This is a genomic window from Staphylococcus sp. NAM3COL9 (assembly GCF_001431205.1).
Classification (GTDB): Bacteria; Bacillota; Bacilli; order Staphylococcales; family Staphylococcaceae; genus Staphylococcus.
Genome location: NZ_LGPC01000002.1, coordinates 22818 through 40725, shown reverse-complemented (window position 1 = coordinate 40725; position 17908 = coordinate 22818). Strand labels below are relative to the sequence as shown.

The window sequence follows — 17908 nt, the reverse complement described above, 5'->3', positions numbered from 1 at the left end:
TTTGTACATTGAAAACTAGATATGTAAGTAAAATTTATGATTTTACCAAGCAAAACCGAGTGAATTAGAGTTTTAAAAAGCTTGAATTCAAAAAAATAGAAATAATCGCTAGTGTTCGAAAGAACACTCACAGATTAATAACATTTTAGGTTTTCAACCGATTTTATCGTGTTGAAGGTCGAAAAGATTAAGTTATTAAGGGCGCACGGTGGATGCCTTGGCACTAGAAGCCTACGAAGGACGTTACTAACGACGATATGCTTTGGGGAGCTGTAAGTAAGCTTTGATCCAGAGATTTCCGAATGGGGAAACCCAGCACGAGTTATGTCGTGTTATCGATATGTGAATACATAGCATATCTGAAGGCAGACGCGGGGAACTGAAACATCTTAGTACCCGCAGGAAGAGAAAGAAAAATCGATTCCCTGAGTAGCGGCGAGCGAAACGGGAAGAGCCCAAACCAACGAGCTTGCTTGTTGGGGTTGTAGGACACTCTATACGGAGTTACAAAAGAACAAATTAGACGAATCATCTGGAAAGATGAATCAAAGAAGGTAATAATCCTGTAGTCGAAAGTTTGTTCACTCTTGAGTGGATCCTGAGTACGGCGGAACACGAGAAATTCCGTCGGAATCCGGGAGGACCATCTCCCAAGGCTAAATACTCTCTAGTGACCGATAGTGAACCAGTACCGTGAGGGAAAGGTGAAAAGTACCCCGGAAGGGGAGTGAAATAGAACTTGAAACCGTGTGCTTACAAGTAGTCAGAGCCCGTTAATGGGTGATGGCGTGCCTTTTGTAGAATGAACCGGCGAGTTACGATTTGATGCAAGGTTAAGCAGTTAATGTGGAGCCGTAGCGAAAGCGAGTCTGAATAGGGCGTTGAGTATTTGGTCGTAGACCCGAAACCAGGTGATCTACCCATGACCAGGCTGAAGTTCAGGTAACACTGAATGGAGGGCCGAACCGACTTACGTTGAAAAGTGAGCGGATGAGTTGTGGGTAGCGGAGAAATTCCAATCGAACCTGGAGATAGCTGGTTCTCTCCGAAATAGCTTTAGGGCTAGCCTTAAGTAATGATTATTGGAGGTAGAGCACTGTTTGGACGAGGGGCCTTTATCGGGTTACCGAATTCAGACAAACTCCGAATGCCAATCAATTTTATCTTAGGAGTTAGAACGCGGGTGATAAGGTCCGTGTTCGAAAGGGAAACAGCCCAGACCACCAGCTAAGGTCCCAAAATATATGTTAAGTGGAAAAGGATGTGGCGTTGCCCAGACAACTAGTATGTTGGCTTAGAAGCAGCCATCATTTAAAGAGTGCGTAATAGCTCACTAGTCGAGTGACACTGCGCCGAAAATGTACCGGGGCTAAACATATTACCGAAGCTGTGGATTGTCCGTAAGGACAGTGGTAGGAGAGCGTTCTAAGGGCGTTGAAGCATGATCGCAAGGACATGTGGAGCGCTTAGAAGTGAGAATGCCGGTGTGAGTAGCGAAAGACGGGTGAGAATCCCGTCCACCGATTGACTAAGGTTTCCAGAGGAAGGCTCGTCCGCTCTGGGTTAGTCGGGTCCTAAGCTGAGGCCGATAGGCGTAGGCGATGGATAACAGGTTGATATTCCTGTACCACCAAAATTCGTTTTAAGCGATGGGGGGACGCAGTAGGATAGGCGAAGCGTACTATTGGATTGTACGTCCAAGCAATGAGACTGAGTGTTAGGCAAATCCGGCACTCTTAAGGTCAAGTTGTGATGGGGAGAGGAAATTTTTTCCTCGAGTCGTTGATTTCACACTGCCAAGAAAAGCCTCTAGCTAGAATTTTGGTGCCCGTACCGCAAACCGACACAGGTAGTCAAGATGAGAATTCTAAGGTGAGCGAGCGAACTCTCGTTAAGGAACTCGGCAAAATGACCCCGTAACTTCGGGAGAAGGGGTGCTCTTTAGGGTTAACGCCCAGGAGAGCCGCAGTGAATAGGCCCAAGCGACTGTTTATCAAAAACACAGGTCTCTGCTAAACCGTAAGGTGATGTATAGGGGCTGACGCCTGCCCGGTGCTGGAAGGTTAAGAGGAGTGGTTAGCTTCGGCGAAGCTACGAATCGAAGCCCCAGTAAACGGCGGCCGTAACTATAACGGTCCTAAGGTAGCGAAATTCCTTGTCGGGTAAGTTCCGACCCGCACGAAAGGCGTAACGATTTGGGCACTGTCTCAACGAGAGACTCGGTGAAATCATAGTACCTGTGAAGATGCAGGTTACCCGCGACAGGACGGAAAGACCCCGTGGAGCTTTACTGTAGTCTGATATTGAAATTCGGTACAACTTGTACAGGATAGGTAGGAGCCTTTGAAACGTGAGCGCCAGCTTACGTCGAGGCGTTGGTGGGATACTACCCTTGCTGTGTTGGATTTCTAACCCGCACCATTTATCATGGTGGGAGACAGTGTCAGATGGACAGTTTGACTGGGGCGGTCGCCTCCTAAAGAGTAACGGAGGCGCTCAAAGGTTTCCTCAGAATGGTTGGAAATCATTCATAGAGTGTAAAGGCATAAGGAAGCTTGACTGCGAGACTTACAAGTCGAGCAGGGTCGAAAGACGGACTTAGTGATCCGGTGGTTCCGCATGGAAGGGCCATCGCTCAACGGATAAAAGCTACCCCGGGGATAACAGGCTTATCTCCCCCAAGAGTTCACATCGACGGGGAGGTTTGGCACCTCGATGTCGGCTCATCGCATCCTGGGGCTGTAGTCGGTCCCAAGGGTTGGGCTGTTCGCCCATTAAAGCGGTACGCGAGCTGGGTTCAGAACGTCGTGAGACAGTTCGGTCCCTATCCGTCGTGGGCGCAGGAAATTTGAGAGGAGCTGTCCTTAGTACGAGAGGACCGGGATGGACATACCTCTGGTGTACCAGTTGTCGTGCCAACGGCATCGCTGGGTAGCTATGTATGGACGGGATAAGTGCTGAAAGCATCTAAGCATGAAGCCCCCCTCAAGATGAGATTTCCCAACTTCGGTTATAAGATCCCTCAAAGATGATGAGGTTAATAGGTTCGAGGTGGAAGCATAGCGATATGTGGAGCTGACGAATACTAATCGATCGAAGACTTAATCAAATTTAAAAGTGTTTTGTTTTGGCATTATCAAATTTTACTTACTATCTAGTTTTGAATGTATAATTTTTATACATTTCATTGTCTGGTGACAATGGCAAGGAGGTCACACCTGTTCCCATGCCGAACACAGTAGTTAAGCTCCTTAGCGCCGATGGTAGTCGGACTTACGTTCCGCGAGAGTAGGACGTTGCCAGGCAATTAGAGACCCGAATGGGTCTTTTTTTTATGCGTAAAAAAGGTTGATTCAAGCTTGTTTGAAGATAAATTTTTTATATGGGGGTACATTAGAGCATAAGTGGCTCTAATTTTCCAAACGAAATGTAGTATACTATATGTTAAAATATAATGAACTATAAGAACTGAAATTATTGCTTGAAAAGCGAGGATACTTATGAAATTACCATTAACTAATAAACTTAATGATATATTAAATAGAAATCCGATTTCGATGCATGTACCTGGGCATAAAAATATGACAATCGGTTATTTAGAACAATTGAATTTTAAAATGGATATGACTGAGATTACAGAATTAGATGATTTGCATCATCCTGAAGAAGTGATAGCACAAAGTATGGAAGGTATACAGAAACATCCTGACTATGATGCATATTATTTAGTTAATGGGACAACATCTGGGATATTATCAGTAATCCAAGGATTTTCAGGACAAGAGGGACATTATTCTATTGTTCGAAATGCACATAAATCTGTATTTCATGCTTTAGATTTAACATCAGAGCAGTGTCAATTACTGGAAATGAAAATGAGTGAAAAAACGAACCAATATTTAGGTCCGAATTTGGATACATTTCTTTCTCAAATACAACAAACTAAATTAGCGGTCCTTACATATCCTAATTATTATGGTGAATGTTTTGATGTATCTATTGCTATCAAATATCTAAAAGAGCACAACATACCTGTGTTAATAGATGAAGCACATGGTGCCCATTTTGATTTGGAAGGCTTTCCAAGTTCTACTTTAAATATGGGTGCAGATTACGTAGTGCAATCGTATCATAAATCATTACCTGCACTAACAATGAGTTCTATTATACTCATTCATAAGAACGCGCCGAGTCGGGAAAAAGTTATTAAATATTTGTCCTATTTTCAATCTTCAAGTCCTTCTTATTTATTAATGACGAGTTTGGAATTAGCGCATCAGTTTTATAAAGATTATAATGGTAATCTCTTTTTTGAAAAAAGGAGTCAATTAATTCAAGCGTTAAAAAAAATTGGAGCAGAAGTAGTTAGGGTTGAAGATCCACTGAAATTGAATATACGCTGTAATGGTTATACTGGTTTTGAATTACAAAAGTATTTTGAAACTAAAGATATTTATGTTGAACTTGCTGATGAACATCAGGTATTATTCATTTTACCTTTATGGCATAAGGAGGATAGTTATCCATTTGATTTATTAATAGAAAGAATACGGCAGATTGAGTTGGAAGTGAGAAAGACACAAACACTTGCTCAATCAGTGTTTAGAACTGAAGAAGGTATATACCAAGCGGGTGCTATAGTTGATACGAAAATTGTTACTATTAGTCATGCTAAAAATAAAGTTTTAGCAACAAATATCGTCCCATACCCTCCAGGCATCCCTGTTATGTTTAAAGGAGAAAAAATTACAGAAAATATGATAGAATTAATGAATTATTGGTATGATAATAATATAAGAGTAGAAGGAATTAAAAATTATAAAATAGAAATTAAGGATGAATAAAATGTCAGCTTTTATAACTTTTGAGGGCCCTGAAGGTTCAGGTAAAACTACAGTCATTCAACAAGTGGCAAAAAGGTTAGAAACAGAGTATGATGTTGTACTTACTAGAGAACCTGGTGGTGTTAAAACTGGAGAGCAAATACGTGAAGTATTGCTTGAAGGAGACGAGATGGATGAGCGCACAGAAGCCTTATTATTTGCGGCGTCAAGACGTGAACACCTGGTTGGCAAAGTCATACCATCATTAGACGAGGACAAGTTAGTATTATGTGATCGTTATATAGATAGTTCACTAGCGTATCAAGGTTATGCACGGGGTATAGGAATAGAAGAAGTGAAATCTATTAATGAATTTGCTATCAATGGCTTATATCCAGATAGAACCATTTACCTTGATGTGAGCGTGGAGGTAGGCCGTGACCGAATACTAAAAAATCAGCGAAATCAAAATCGTTTAGATCAAGAAAGTGTAATATTCCACGAAAAAGTAGTTGAAGGTTATAAGAAAATTATTCATAATGAGTCTAAACGTTTTATTGTGATTAACGCAAATCAAAGTATAGAAGAAGTAGTAAACGCGACGTATGAATCTATCAGCAAATACTTAGAAAAATTGTGATATAATATTTGGAAGAGGTGTTTAGTATGAAAATGATTATAGCAATTGTACAAGATCAGGATAGTCAGGAACTGTCAGACAAACTTGTTAAGCATAATTTTAGAGCAACAAAACTTGCAACCACTGGTGGATTTTTAAGAGCTGGTAATACTACGTTCTTATCTGGTGTTGAAGATGATCGCGTGGATGAGATGTTGAAAGTTATCAATGATACTTGTGGAAACAGAGAGCAACTTGTATCACCTATTACACCTATGGGTGGCAGTGCAGACTCTTATATACCGTATCCAGTTGAAGTAGAAGTTGGAGGAGCAACGGTATTTGTAATGCCTGTTGAAACTTTCCATCAATTCTAAAATCATGGTTGCTTAATATAGTAGCCTCTCAAATTACATTTTAGCTAAAGAGATGTACCTATGGTGATCTTTTAGAATGTTTTTTGTAGAGTAACTATATATAAGCAGCCTTTTTATATAAAGGAGTAACTTTATAATGGATGAACGAGAAAGACTGACGAAAGCCTATCAATCAAATAAATTGTCACATGCTTATTTATTTGAGGGTGATGATGGTCAGACAATGCAACAAGTCGCTATTGATTTTACGAAACTTATTTTATGTAATCAGGATAATCAATGTCAGTTAAAGGTAGAAACATTTAATCATCCTGATTTTATGTATATATCCTCTGAAGAGACTACAATAAAGAAAGATCGAATAGAACAATTATTACATCATATGAATCAATTACCAATTGAAGGAGACTATAAAGTATATATTATTGAATCCTTTGAAAAGTTAACAATTCAAGGTGAAAATAGCATTTTGAAATTTTTAGAGGAACCTCCTGAAAATACCATCGCTATCTTATTAACTACGAAACCTGAGCAAATCTTAGACACAATACATTCGAGATGTCAGCATGTTTATTTTAAGCCTATTAATAAAGCTAATTTTATAAATCGGTTAGTAGACCGTGATGTTTCTCGTCCAGTAGCTGAATTATTAAGTACATATACTACGCAAATTGAAACAGCAATTACACTTAACGAAGAAGCAGATTTAATGGCGCTACGTAAAAGTATCATTAAATGGTGCCAATTACTTTTAACAAATCGACCTATGGCATTGATTGCTATTGTAGATTTATTGAAACAGGCTAAAAATAGAAGGCTACAAATGCTCACATTAGCTGCAGTTAATGGTTTCTTTCAAGATGTTATGCATGCTAAAGTAGGGATGACTGATGATATGATATATCAAGATTTACAAGGCGATGTACAAGAATATACGAAAAAACTAACATATAATCAAATTATTTTGATGTATGATCAAATAACAGAAGCACATAAAAAGTTGAATCAAAATGTGAATCCAACGTTAGTGTTTGAGCAAATCGTAATAAAAGGGGTGAATTAGTTATGCAAAATGTAGTAGGAATTGATTTTCAAAAGTCAGGAAAAATGGAGTATTATTCGCCTCAACACTTTAATTTAACTGTAGGAGACTGGGTAGTAGTAGAGTCTAAAAGAGGTTTAGAGATGGGTCGTGTAAAATACGAAGCTTTAAATGTAGCGGATCAAGATGTAACGCTACCATTAAAAGAAATCGTACGTATTGCAACTGAAGAAGACTTATTCAGATATGAACAAAATGAACAATCTGCCAAAGAAGCTTTAGAATTATGTAAAGATACAATTCAACAACAACAATTAGAAATGCGTTTGGTTAACTGTGAATTCACATTAGATAAATCAAAAGTAATATTTAATTTCACTTCAGATGAACGCGTTGATTTTAGAAAACTCGTGAAAGTGTTGGCACAGAAGTTAAAAACACGTATTGAATTAAGACAAATAGGTGTTAGAGACGAAGCAAAATTATTGGGTGGCATTGGACCATGTGGTCGTTCTTTATGTTGTTCTACATTTTTAGGTGATTTTGAACCAGTATCTATAAAAATGGCTAAGGACCAGAACTTATCTTTAAATCCAACTAAAATTTCGGGAGCATGCGGACGTTTGATGTGTTGTCTCAAGTATGAAAATGATTATTATGAGGAAGCACGTGCACAATTACCTGATGTTGGTGATCCGATTGAAACACCAGAAGGTAATGGTAAAGTGATAGGCTTAAATATTTTAGACATTTCCATGCAAATTAAAGTGGAAGGCTTAGAGCAACCACTAGAATATAAAATGGAAGAATTAGAAACATTTAATTAGGAGGCCGTTACAACATTGAATCGAAGCGAGATATTTGAAAAGTTAGCGCATTTAGAAGAAAATATTAATCAAATCAATGGTGATATGGTTAATTTGAAAAATCTTACTGTCGAACTCATAGAAGAAAATGTAGCCTTACAAATAGAGAATGAAAATCTAAAAACTTTAATAGATAAAGAAGAAAAACCGAAAAAAGTAGAAAGTGGTCATAAAGCACAATATAAGCGACCACTTCGTAGTAAAGATAATTTAGCTATGCTTTATAAAGAGGGTTTTCATATTTGTAATGGTGAGTTATTTGGAAAACATAGAAAAGGTGACGACTGTTTATTTTGTTTAGAAGTGCTGAGTGAATAATTAAAAAATGAAATTGCCTATAAAACAATATAGATGAAATGTGATTGAGGATGAGATGTAGCGATAGGCTTGGTTATTAAGCATCGCAGTCTCGTCCTTTTTTGGAGGATATAATGAATATGCATATGGAAAATGAAAGGTTAGATTATTTAATTAAAGAAAAACTAGAAATTATTCAAAATGATGATGTGTTTTCTTTTTCAACAGATGCATTACTACTTGCACATTTCACAAAAGTAAAAAAGCAGGACACAATCATGGATTTGTGCTCTGGTAATGGCGTTATACCATTATTACTTTCTAATAAAGGTCAGCAGGCTATAGATGGAATTGAAATACAACAACAACTCGTAGACATGGCTCAACGTAGTATTGCACATAATCGTTTAGAAAGTAGAATTCAGATGCATCATATGGATTTGAAAGAGGCACACAAACAGTTTAGTCCTGCAAAATATAGTCTTATTACTTGTAACCCGCCGTACTTTAAAGAGAACCAAGCGTTCCAACATCAGAAAGAAGCACATAAGATAGCACGACATGAGATCATGTGTACATTAGAGGATTGTTGTTTTGAAGCAAGACATTTACTGAAACAGGGTGGGCGCTTTGTGATAGTACATCGAGCGGAACGTCTTATGGATGTCTTAAGCTATATGAGAGCATACCAAATTGAACCAAAGAAACTTTATTTCATCTATAGTAAGCAAGGTAAAGTGGCCCAAACAATTGTTGTTGAAGGTAGAAAAGGTGGCAATCAAGGCCTAGACATTCAAACACCATTTTACATATATAATAATGATGGAACGTATACTAAAGAAATGAGAGAAATATATTATGGATAAACATTATATATATATTGTTAAGTGTAAAGATGGAAGTTTATATACTGGTTATGCAAAAGACATAGAAAAAAGAGTGGAAAAGCATAATAAAGGACAAGGCGCCAAATATACTAAAATAAGACGTCCGGTAGAGTTAGTTTATCAAGAAATGTTTGATACGAAATCAGAAGCTTTAAAACGAGAATATGAAATAAAAACCTATTCTAGGCAACAAAAATTAGTATTAATAAGCGAGGGATAACTCATGGCGACACTATATTTAGTAGGAACACCCATAGGGAATTTAGCAGATATTACATATAGAGCTGTAGACATTTTAAGATCAGTGGATTTGATTGCTTGTGAAGATACAAGAGTGACTAAAAAGTTATGTGCACATTATGATATTCAAGCCCCCCTGAAATCCTATCATGATCACAATAAAGAACAACAAACGGATTATCTAATAGAACAACTGCAGCAAGATGTTAGCATAGCACTTGTATCAGATGCAGGATTGCCATTGATTAGCGATCCTGGTTACGAGCTTGTTGTTGCAGCGAGAGCAAGTGATATTAGAGTGGAAACAGTGCCAGGTCCTAATGCTGGGTTAACGGCACTCATGGCGAGTGGATTACCCTCATTTACTTATACATTTTTAGGGTTTTTGCCACGAAAAGAAAAGCAAAAATTAGATATTTTAGAGCAACGTATGTTTGAAGATAGTACTCTGATTATTTATGAATCTCCACATCGTGTCAAAGAGACGTTGAAAACAATTCAAAAAGTAGATGAAACTAGAGAAGTTTCACTAGGTAGAGAATTAACTAAAAAGTTTGAGCAAATTGTCACAGGAGAAGTTGGAGAATTACTAAATCAGCTTGATGAAAATCGTATTCCAACTAAAGGTGAATTTGTCGTAGTCATTGAAGGTGCGATAGCTAAAGAGGATACGTCATGGTTTGAAGATATGTCAATACAAGCACATGTAAATTATTATATAAATGAAAATATGAAGCCTAAAGCTGCAATTAAACAAGTTGCTGAAATGCGTCATATGAAGACTGGCGAAGTATATGATATTTATCATGAGGTCTCCAATAATTAATCTAAGTCAGATTGATTATTCTTAGGATAAAGCTTCTAAGATAAAGTGAAAAACTTTCATAGGATAAATTCATATTTAATCAAGAAAAATGAGTTGAAAAACTCCCATAACGCGCGTGATTTATGGTAATGTAGATAAGATAGAGATTATTAAGCATATTAAAATTTCAGAAGAATTAAGTCATGAAAAGTTCGATGTGAATAGTAATCTATCCATATCATTTTAGAAGTGGCTAAATTAGAAAATGAAATAAAAGCATATATCTGTTTCATTGAGGGAAAATGAATTTAGATATATTTAAAGCGTAGGAAACGAGGAGGAACATTGATGGCGAAAGAAACATTTTATATCACTACACCAATATATTATCCAAGTGGGAATTTACATATCGGTCATGCATATACAACAACAGCTGGTGATGTAATCGCACGTTATAAAAGAATGCAAGGCTATGATGTTCGTTATTTAACAGGTACGGATGAACATGGTCAAAAAATACAGGAAAAAGCACAAAAAGTTGGAAAATCTGAACTAGAGTATTTGGATGAAATGATTGCTGGAATTAAAGATTTATGGAATAAATTAGAAATCTCAAATGATGATTTTATTCGTACTACAGAAGCGCGACATAAAGAAGTAGTACAACAAATATTTGAACGTTTATTAAAGCAAGAAGATATTTATCTGGGAGAATATGAAGGTTGGTATTCTGTACCAGATGAAACTTACTATACTGAGACGCAATTAGTGGACCCGATATTTGAAAATGGTGAAATCGTCGGCGGTAAAAGTCCAGACTCCGGTCATGAAGTAGAATTAGTTAAAGAGGAAAGCTATTTCTTCAATTTATCTAAATATACAGATCGTTTATTAGAATTTTACGATGAAAACCCTGATTTTATTCAACCACCTTCACGTAAAAATGAAATGATTAACAATTTCATCAAACCGGGATTGGAAGATTTAGCAGTTTCACGTACGTCATTCGATTGGGGTATCCATGTAAAATCAAATCCTAAACACGTCGTTTATGTGTGGATTGATGCGCTTGTGAACTACATTTCTTCATTAGGTTACTTATCAGATGATGATAGCTTATTCAAAAAATATTGGCCAGCAGATATTCATATTATGGCGAAGGAAATTGTGCGTTTCCACTCAATTATCTGGCCAATCTTGTTGATGGCATTAGACGTTCCACTACCTAAGAAAGTCTTTGCTCATGGCTGGATTCTTATGAAAGATGGAAAAATGAGTAAATCAAAAGGGAACGTAGTTGATCCTAATGTACTTATAGATCGTTATGGTCTAGATGCTACGCGTTATTATTTAATGCGCGAATTACCATTTGGTTCAGATGGTGTCTTCACGCCTGAAGGTTTCGTTGAACGTACAAATTATGATTTAGCGAATGATTTAGGTAATTTAGTTAATCGTACAATTTCTATGGTTAATAAATATTTTGATGGTGAATTACCAGCATATCAAGGTCCAAAACATGAGTTGGATGAAGATATGGAACAAATGGCGATAGACACAGTGAAGACGTTCCATGAGAATATGGACGATTTACAATTCTCAGTAGCACTTTCAACGATTTGGAAGTTAATCAGCCGTACTAATAAATATATTGATGAAACATCGCCGTGGGTTTTAGCTAAAGATGAGAGTCAAAAAGACATGCTAAGTAATGTAATGGCTCATTTAGTAGAAAATATTCGTATTGTAGCAGTATTATTAAAACCATTCCTTACGCATGCACCAAAACAAATCTTTGAACAGTTGAATATTAATTCTCCTGAATTATATGAATTTGATAGCGTGAAACAATATGGTGCCTTAACTGCACCAATCGTTGTTATTGATAAACCACAACCTATCTTCCCACGTTTAGATAGTGAGGCAGAAATCGATTATATTAAACAGTCTATGCAGCCAGAAAAAGCGGCAGAAGTTTCAGAAGAAACTGAAGAAGAAGTACCTAGTAAGTCGCAAATTGATATCAAAGACTTTGACAAAGTAGAAATTAAAGCTGCTACGATTACGGATGCTGAACAAGTTAAAAAATCTGATAAATTATTGAAAATCCAAGTCGATTTAGATAGTGAACAACGTCAAATCGTCTCAGGCATTGCAAAATACTATCAACCAGAAGATATTATAGGTAAAAAAGTTGCAGTTGTAACAAATTTAAAACCTGCCAAATTGATGGGTAGAAAATCAGAAGGTATGATTTTATCTGCTGAAAAAGATGGTGTACTGACACTTGTAAGTTTGCCAAATGCAATTCCAAATGGTGCAATAATTAAGTAATCACAAATTAAGGGAGCGATATAATATGCTTATCGATACACATGTTCATTTAAATGCAGAACAATATGATGAAGATTTAGAAGCGGTCATTGCACGTGCAAGAGACAACGGTGTAGATCGAATGTTTGTTGTTGGGTTTGATACACCAACAGTCGAGCGTACGATGGAACTGATTGACCAATATGAATTTATCTATGGCATTATTGGATGGCACCCTGTAGATGCGGTTGATTGTACAGAAGAACGATTAGAGTGGATAGAAAAACTTGCAAAACATCCTAAAGTGATTGGTATAGGTGAAACAGGATTAGATTATCATTGGGATAAATCACCTAAAGATGTGCAACAAGCATTATTTAGAAAACAAATCGCACTGGCTAAACGCGTCAATTTACCAATTATTATTCACAATAGGGAAGCAACGCAAGATTGTATAGATATTCTTAAAGAGGAACATGCTGAAGAAATTGGCGGCATCATGCACAGTTTCAGCGCTTCTCCTGAAATTGCGGATGATGTAATTAATAAATTGAATTTCTATGTATCTTTAGGTGGTCCAGTCACTTTTAAAAATGCGAAACAACCTAAAGAAGTAGCAAAGCATGTTCCATTTGAACGATTATTAGTTGAGACGGATGCACCATTCTTATCACCACATCCTTATAGAGGCAAAAGAAATGAACCTGTCCGTGTGACATTGGTTGCAGAACAAATTGCTGAATTACGCGGTGTGAGCTATGAGGAAGTTTGCAAGCAAACAACTGAAAATGCAGAACGATTGTTTAAATTAAAAGGATAGACACATTACAAAAAGGTATCGGTCTGAAATAGGGCTTAGTTCATAGAGTAAATGCTAAGTGGTAACCATTATTTGCGACGATACCTTTTTTATTTTTATCTAAAATCGAATTAAAGTGATGAAAGGTGTAACAATAAATGAAGATTAACGAATTTATTGTAGTAGAAGGTAGAGACGATACGGAACGTGTTAAAAGAGCAGTAGAATGTGATACGATTGAAACAAATGGGAGTGCAATTAACGAACAAACGTTAAGTGTTATCGCACAGGCATTTGAAGCAAGAGGTGTAATTGTATTAACAGATCCTGATTTTCCGGGTGATAAAATACGTAATACAATACAAAAACATATACCAGGCGTAAAACATGCATATATCGACAGAGAAAAAGCCAAAAGTAAACGAGGCAAGATTGGTGTAGAACATGCACAACTTGCAGATATTAAAGATGCCTTAATGAATGTGAGTACACCATTCGAAGAAGGACACGAAACAATCAGTAAATTAGTGTTAATTGATTTAGGATTAATAATTGGGAAAGATGCACGCAGAAAAAGAGAAATACTTGGGCGTAAGCTACATATAGGACATTCTAATGGCAAACAATTAATAAATAAGCTCAATGCGTTTGGCTATACTGAAGCAGATGTTAGAAATGCGTTAAGTGATAATGAAGGAAGTGAATGATAAGTGGATATTAAAGATGTTGCTACACCATCGCGTACAAAAGCATTGCTCAATCAGTATGGTTTTAATTTCAAAAAAAGTTTAGGACAAAACTTCTTGATTGACGTTAACATTATACAAAAAATTATCGATGCCAGCGACATAGGTGAAAATACAGGTGTTATAGAAATAGGCCCTGGTATGGGTTCGCTCACAGAGCAATTAGCTAAAAACGCAAAAAAAGTTGTTGCATTTGAAATTGATCAACGTTTGATACCTGTGTTGAAAGACACAATGGGACCTTATGATAACGTGGAAATTATAAATGAAGACATATTAAAAGCTGATATTGCACATTATGTCGCAGAGCATTTAACAGATTGTGACAATATCATGGTGGTCGCTAACTTGCCATACTATATTACAACACCGATATTATTGAATTTAATGCAACAAAATTTACCTATCGATGGGTATGTGGTTATGATGCAGAAAGAAGTCGGTGAAAGATTGAATGCACAAGTTGGTACAAAAGCTTATGGATCACTTTCAATTGTTACGCAATATTATACTGAAACAAGTAAAGTGTTAACAGTGCCGAAGACTGTCTTCTTACCACCGCCAAATGTAGATTCAATTGTTGTGAAATTGATGAAGCGTCAGACGCCGGAAGTAGATATAGATAACGAAGATGAATTTTTCAAAATGACAAAAGCTGCATTTAGCCAAAGACGAAAAACAATCAGCAATAACTATCAAAGTTTGTTTGTAGATGGTAAAGCAAACAAAGAAATTATAAAAAAATGGTTAGAAATAAGCGATATAGATCCAAGAAGACGTGGAGAAACGCTTTCAATAAAAGAATTTGCAAAATTATACAATGAATTGAAAAATTTCACAGAATTAGCATTTTAAATTATTGACAAGCCTGAATTACATTGCTAAAATTGATGTTTTGTTTGACAAAATCGCGCGATTTGTGTTATTATACAACTTGTAGCGAGGTGGAGCAATATGCCAAAATCTATTGGAGACATCAAAAATTCACTTGATTGTCAATTAGGAAACCGAATCGTACTTAAAGCGAATGGTGGTCGTAAGAAAACAATTGAGCGTAGTGGTGTGTTAAAAGAAACGTACCCTTCTGTTTTCATTGTTGAGCTAGATCAAGAAATTTACAACTTTGAGCGTGTATCTTATACATACGCTGACGTTTTAACTGAAAACGTACAAGTTTCTTTTGAAGATGATAATCAGCAAGAAGCAATTGCACACTAAATAAAAGTGATTTAAATAAAGTTTGTCTCTTAGGAGTCATACTTTTTAATTTAAACTTTAATATTAAGATCATTAAATGAAAAGGTATGTTGGTGTAACTTCGCCAACATACCTTTTTCTGTGTCACAATTTATAATGTGTGAGATGGATATAATTTTAATAGAGGCGCACTATATTGTAGAATAGTAAATTAAGAAATGATTTATTGTCTAATATAGTTAAATGTATATTTATCAAAATATCGAAAAATAGTTTTTAAAAACAGGCAATTCAACTATAACAATATGTTAAAATCATTTTATTACCATATCGAATTGGAAGAGGGTGGGAATATGATTTATGAAACAGCTCCAGCAAAGATTAATTTAACGCTGGATACACTCTTTAAACGAGATGATGGTTTTCATGAAGTTGAAATGATTATGACAACGATTGATTTAAATGATCGCTTGTCATTTGAACTACGCAACGACAAAAAAATAGTTGTTGATGTAGAGCAAACTTACGTTCCCTCCGATAATAAAAACTTAGCGTATAAAGCTGCAGAATTAATGAAAAGAACTTATAATCTAAAGCAAGGTATCACAATCACTATAGATAAGAACATACCGGTGTCAGCAGGGCTTGCAGGAGGCTCTACTGACGCTGCAGCTACGATGAGAGGGATGAATCGCCTGTATGAGCTAAATAGACCGTTAAATGAGTTGTGTGAGCTCGGTATTAAGATAGGTACAGATATCCCTTTTTGTATTTTTGGTAAAACAGCATTATGCAGAGGTAAAGGTGAACATATTACGTTTCTGAATAAACCTCCATCAGCATGGGTTGTTGTGGCAAAACCAAATTTAGGAATATCTTCTCCGAGTATCTTCAAAAAATTAGACTTAAATAAGTCACATCATGTGGATACGACAACTTGTAAATCAGCTTTGATTTCAGGAGATTATGAATTACTTTGTAAAAGTCTTTCAAACCGATTGGAACCTGTCTCAAGTAAGATGCATACTGAGATTTTAAAAATAAAAGAAAATATGTTAGAAAATGGTGCGGATGGTGCTGTTATGAGTGGAAGTGGCCCGTCTGTTTATGGACTAACACAAAAAGAACGCCAGGCAAGACATGTTTACAATGCAGTCAATGGCTGTTGTAATGAAGTGTATATAGTAAGATTATTAGGCTAGTGAGAAGGGATGAGTTAAATGCGCTATAAAAGAAGCGAACGAATTGTTTATATGACACAATACTTGATGAATAACCCTAATAAATTGATACCATTAACTTATTTCGTACAAAAATTTAAACAAGCGAAATCATCTATAAGTGAAGATGTTCAAATTATTAAAACCACGTTCCAAAAAGAAAAATTAGGGACAGTAATTACCACAGCTGGTGCCAGTGGCGGTGTAACGTATAAACCTGAAATGAGTAAAGAAGAAGCGAGTGAAGTCATTGATGACGTTATCGCACAACTCCAAGAGAAGAATCGTTTGCTACCAGGAGGATATTTATTCTTGTCTGATTTAATGGGAGACCCGACATTACTTAACCGTGTCGGGAAACTGATTGCTACACTTTATATGGATGAAGAATTAGATGCAATCGTTACGATTGCTACGAAAGGTATCTCTCTTGCCAACTCAGTAGCTAACGTATTGAATTTACCAGTAGTTGTCATTCGAAAAGATAACAAAGTGACTGAAGGTTCTACGGTATCTATCAATTATGTGTCAGGGTCTTCTCGAAAAATTGAAACAATGGTGTTATCTAAGAGAACGTTACCAGAGAATTCCAATGTCCTTGTAGTAGATGATTTTATGCGCGCAGGAGGATCCATCAATGGTGTGATGAATTTAATGAACGAGTTTAAAGCACATGTGAAAGGGGTATCGGTACTAGTAGAATCAAAAGAAGTTAAACAAAGATTAATTGAAGATTATACTTCCTTAGTTAGATTATCTGATGTAGATGAATACAATCAGGAATTTAAAGTGGAGAAAGGCAACAGTTTAACTAAATTTTCTTAAAGGAGCGATTACGGCATCATGAAAACGATTAATACAACCAAAGCACCGGAAGCATTAGGACCATACTCACATGCAACAGAAGTAAATGGTCTAGTATTCACATCTGGACAAATCCCATTAAATTTAAATGGAGAGATTGTTAGCGATGATGTAAAAGAACAGACGACACAAGTCTTAGAAAATTTAAAAGTTGTACTAGACCAAGCTGGATCAGATATAGATTCGGTTATAAAAGCTACTATTTTTATTGCTGATATGAATGAATTTCAAAATATAAATGAAGTTTATGGTAAATATTTTGATCATCATCAACCTGCGAGAAGTTGCGTTGAGGTAGCAAGACTACCTAAAGATGTTAAAGTAGAAATAGAAGTGATTGCAAAAGTGAAGTAAGGATTTATAATTTTTAATAAAATTGTTAAGCTTCTAACAAAGAGATACTATGGGGGGCTCACTACATGAAAGTGACAGATGTAAGACTTAGAAAAATACAAACAGATGGAAGAATGAAAGCGCTTGTTTCAATCACTTTAGATGAATCATTTGTGGTACATGATTTACGCGTTATTGAAGGCAACACAGGTCTATTCGTCGCAATGCCAAGTAAACGTACACCAGATGGTGAATTCCGAGATATCGCGCATCCAATCAATTCAGAAATGAGACAAGAAATACAGGATGCTGTGATGAAAGTATACGAAGAAACTGATGAGGTCATCCCTGATAAAAATGCTCAATCATCAGAAGATACTAATGAGGAAGCTTAATTTAATTATTTGAGATTATAGTGAATTTAATATTGTTTTAAAGAAGATTGAATTTCTAAAACTAGGAAATTCAATCTTCTTTATT

Annotated in this window: 18 protein-coding genes and 2 rRNA genes; all 20 read left to right on the top strand. The window is 36.2% G+C overall.

Annotation, left to right across the window (positions count from 1 at the left end; genetic code table 11):
- Window positions 1-185: 185 nt before the first annotated feature.
- The 20 genes from ACA31_RS00225 (at window position 186) to spoVG (ending at window position 17823) form a co-directional block, all read left to right on the top strand.
- Window positions 186-3109, top strand: a 23S ribosomal RNA gene (locus ACA31_RS00225).
- 81 nt (window positions 3110-3190) lie between these two features.
- Window positions 3191-3305: ribosomal RNA gene (gene rrf / locus ACA31_RS00220) — 5S ribosomal RNA — on the top strand.
- 195 nt (window positions 3306-3500) lie between these two features.
- Window positions 3501-4844 carry a lysine decarboxylase gene (locus ACA31_RS00215; protein ID WP_057511385.1) on the top strand — a complete coding sequence of 448 codons (1344 nt, stop codon included), beginning with the start codon at window positions 3501-3503 and terminating at the stop codon, window positions 4842-4844.
- A gap of 1 nt (window position 4845) precedes the next feature.
- A complete protein-coding gene (tmk, locus tag ACA31_RS00210) occupies window positions 4846-5463 on the top strand; it encodes a dTMP kinase (RefSeq protein WP_057511384.1) in 618 nt (205 codons plus the stop codon).
- A gap of 26 nt (window positions 5464-5489) precedes the next feature.
- Window positions 5490-5819: a cyclic-di-AMP receptor gene (locus tag ACA31_RS00205; RefSeq protein WP_002508726.1), complete on the top strand. Its 330-nt coding sequence runs from the start codon at window positions 5490-5492 to the stop codon at window positions 5817-5819.
- A gap of 136 nt (window positions 5820-5955) precedes the next feature.
- Window positions 5956-6882 carry a DNA polymerase III subunit delta' C-terminal domain-containing protein gene (locus ACA31_RS00200; RefSeq protein WP_057511383.1) on the top strand — a complete coding sequence of 309 codons (927 nt, stop codon included), beginning with the start codon at window positions 5956-5958 and terminating at the stop codon, window positions 6880-6882.
- 2 nt (window positions 6883-6884) lie between these two features.
- Entirely contained in the window at window positions 6885-7688 is an 804-nt protein-coding gene (locus ACA31_RS00195; RefSeq protein WP_057511382.1) for a PSP1 domain-containing protein, read from the top strand.
- Window positions 7689-7703: 15 nt separating this feature from the next.
- On the top strand, window positions 7704-8045 hold the full coding sequence (yabA, locus tag ACA31_RS00190) for a DNA replication initiation control protein YabA (RefSeq protein ID WP_057511381.1): 342 nt from the start codon (window positions 7704-7706) through the stop codon (window positions 8043-8045).
- Window positions 8046-8164: 119 nt separating this feature from the next.
- Complete coding sequence (locus ACA31_RS00185) at window positions 8165-8890, top strand: tRNA1(Val) (adenine(37)-N6)-methyltransferase (protein ID WP_057511386.1); 726 nt, start codon at window positions 8165-8167, stop codon at window positions 8888-8890.
- A complete protein-coding gene (locus ACA31_RS00180; RefSeq protein ID WP_002508731.1) occupies window positions 8883-9131 on the top strand; it encodes a GIY-YIG nuclease family protein in 249 nt (82 codons plus the stop codon). Before ACA31_RS00185 ends, ACA31_RS00180 begins: the two co-directional genes overlap by 8 nt.
- A gap of 3 nt (window positions 9132-9134) precedes the next feature.
- Window positions 9135-9977, top strand: coding sequence for a 16S rRNA (cytidine(1402)-2'-O)-methyltransferase (gene rsmI / locus ACA31_RS00175; RefSeq protein ID WP_057511380.1), 843 nt, complete (start codon window positions 9135-9137; stop codon window positions 9975-9977).
- A gap of 327 nt (window positions 9978-10304) precedes the next feature.
- Window positions 10305-12290, top strand: coding sequence for a methionine--tRNA ligase (gene metG / locus ACA31_RS00170; RefSeq protein WP_057511379.1), 1986 nt, complete (start codon window positions 10305-10307; stop codon window positions 12288-12290).
- A 25-nt stretch (window positions 12291-12315) separates the two neighbouring features.
- Window positions 12316-13089, top strand: coding sequence for a TatD family hydrolase (locus ACA31_RS00165; RefSeq protein WP_057511378.1), 774 nt, complete (start codon window positions 12316-12318; stop codon window positions 13087-13089).
- 137 nt (window positions 13090-13226) lie between these two features.
- Window positions 13227-13775, top strand: coding sequence for a ribonuclease M5 (rnmV, locus tag ACA31_RS00160; RefSeq protein ID WP_057511377.1), 549 nt, complete (start codon window positions 13227-13229; stop codon window positions 13773-13775).
- Window positions 13776-13778: 3 nt separating this feature from the next.
- Window positions 13779-14669: a 16S rRNA (adenine(1518)-N(6)/adenine(1519)-N(6))-dimethyltransferase RsmA gene (rsmA, locus tag ACA31_RS00155; RefSeq protein WP_057511376.1), complete on the top strand. Its 891-nt coding sequence runs from the start codon at window positions 13779-13781 to the stop codon at window positions 14667-14669.
- A 99-nt stretch (window positions 14670-14768) separates the two neighbouring features.
- Window positions 14769-15032: a biofilm formation stimulator Veg gene (gene veg, locus ACA31_RS00150; protein ID WP_002508737.1), complete on the top strand. Its 264-nt coding sequence runs from the start codon at window positions 14769-14771 to the stop codon at window positions 15030-15032.
- Window positions 15033-15364: 332 nt separating this feature from the next.
- Window positions 15365-16213 (top strand): 4-(cytidine 5'-diphospho)-2-C-methyl-D-erythritol kinase, encoded by an 849-nt coding sequence (gene ispE / locus ACA31_RS00145; RefSeq protein ID WP_057511375.1) that lies wholly within the window; start codon window positions 15365-15367, stop codon window positions 16211-16213.
- A gap of 18 nt (window positions 16214-16231) precedes the next feature.
- The gene (gene purR, locus ACA31_RS00140) at window positions 16232-17056 is read left to right on the top strand and encodes a pur operon repressor (protein ID WP_002508739.1); all 825 of its coding nucleotides are present in this window, start codon (window positions 16232-16234) and stop codon (window positions 17054-17056) included.
- Between the two features lie 18 nt (window positions 17057-17074).
- Window positions 17075-17449 carry a RidA family protein gene (locus tag ACA31_RS00135; protein ID WP_057511374.1) on the top strand — a complete coding sequence of 125 codons (375 nt, stop codon included), beginning with the start codon at window positions 17075-17077 and terminating at the stop codon, window positions 17447-17449.
- A 65-nt stretch (window positions 17450-17514) separates the two neighbouring features.
- A complete protein-coding gene (spoVG, locus tag ACA31_RS00130; RefSeq protein ID WP_002508741.1) occupies window positions 17515-17823 on the top strand; it encodes a septation regulator SpoVG in 309 nt (102 codons plus the stop codon).
- The last annotated feature ends 85 nt before the right edge of the window (window positions 17824-17908 follow it).

Coding starts and splice junctions, on each gene's coding strand:
- ACA31_RS00215 (WP_057511385.1), top strand. CDS start 3,501: ATGAAATTACCATTAACTAATAAACTTAATGATATATTAAATAGAAAT.
- tmk (WP_057511384.1), top strand. CDS start 4,846: ATGTCAGCTTTTATAACTTTTGAGGGCCCTGAAGGTTCAGGTAAAACT.
- ACA31_RS00205 (WP_002508726.1), top strand. CDS start 5,490: ATGAAAATGATTATAGCAATTGTACAAGATCAGGATAGTCAGGAACTG.
- ACA31_RS00200 (WP_057511383.1), top strand. CDS start 5,956: ATGGATGAACGAGAAAGACTGACGAAAGCCTATCAATCAAATAAATTG.
- ACA31_RS00195 (WP_057511382.1), top strand. CDS start 6,885: ATGCAAAATGTAGTAGGAATTGATTTTCAAAAGTCAGGAAAAATGGAG.
- ACA31_RS00185 (WP_057511386.1), top strand. CDS start 8,165: ATGCATATGGAAAATGAAAGGTTAGATTATTTAATTAAAGAAAAACTA.
- ACA31_RS00180 (WP_002508731.1), top strand. CDS start 8,883: ATGGATAAACATTATATATATATTGTTAAGTGTAAAGATGGAAGTTTA.
- rsmI (WP_057511380.1), top strand. CDS start 9,135: ATGGCGACACTATATTTAGTAGGAACACCCATAGGGAATTTAGCAGAT.
- metG (WP_057511379.1), top strand. CDS start 10,305: ATGGCGAAAGAAACATTTTATATCACTACACCAATATATTATCCAAGT.
- ACA31_RS00165 (WP_057511378.1), top strand. CDS start 12,316: ATGCTTATCGATACACATGTTCATTTAAATGCAGAACAATATGATGAA.
- rnmV (WP_057511377.1), top strand. CDS start 13,227: ATGAAGATTAACGAATTTATTGTAGTAGAAGGTAGAGACGATACGGAA.
- veg (WP_002508737.1), top strand. CDS start 14,769: ATGCCAAAATCTATTGGAGACATCAAAAATTCACTTGATTGTCAATTA.
- ispE (WP_057511375.1), top strand. CDS start 15,365: ATGATTTATGAAACAGCTCCAGCAAAGATTAATTTAACGCTGGATACA.
- purR (WP_002508739.1), top strand. CDS start 16,232: ATGCGCTATAAAAGAAGCGAACGAATTGTTTATATGACACAATACTTG.
- ACA31_RS00135 (WP_057511374.1), top strand. CDS start 17,075: ATGAAAACGATTAATACAACCAAAGCACCGGAAGCATTAGGACCATAC.
- spoVG (WP_002508741.1), top strand. CDS start 17,515: ATGAAAGTGACAGATGTAAGACTTAGAAAAATACAAACAGATGGAAGA.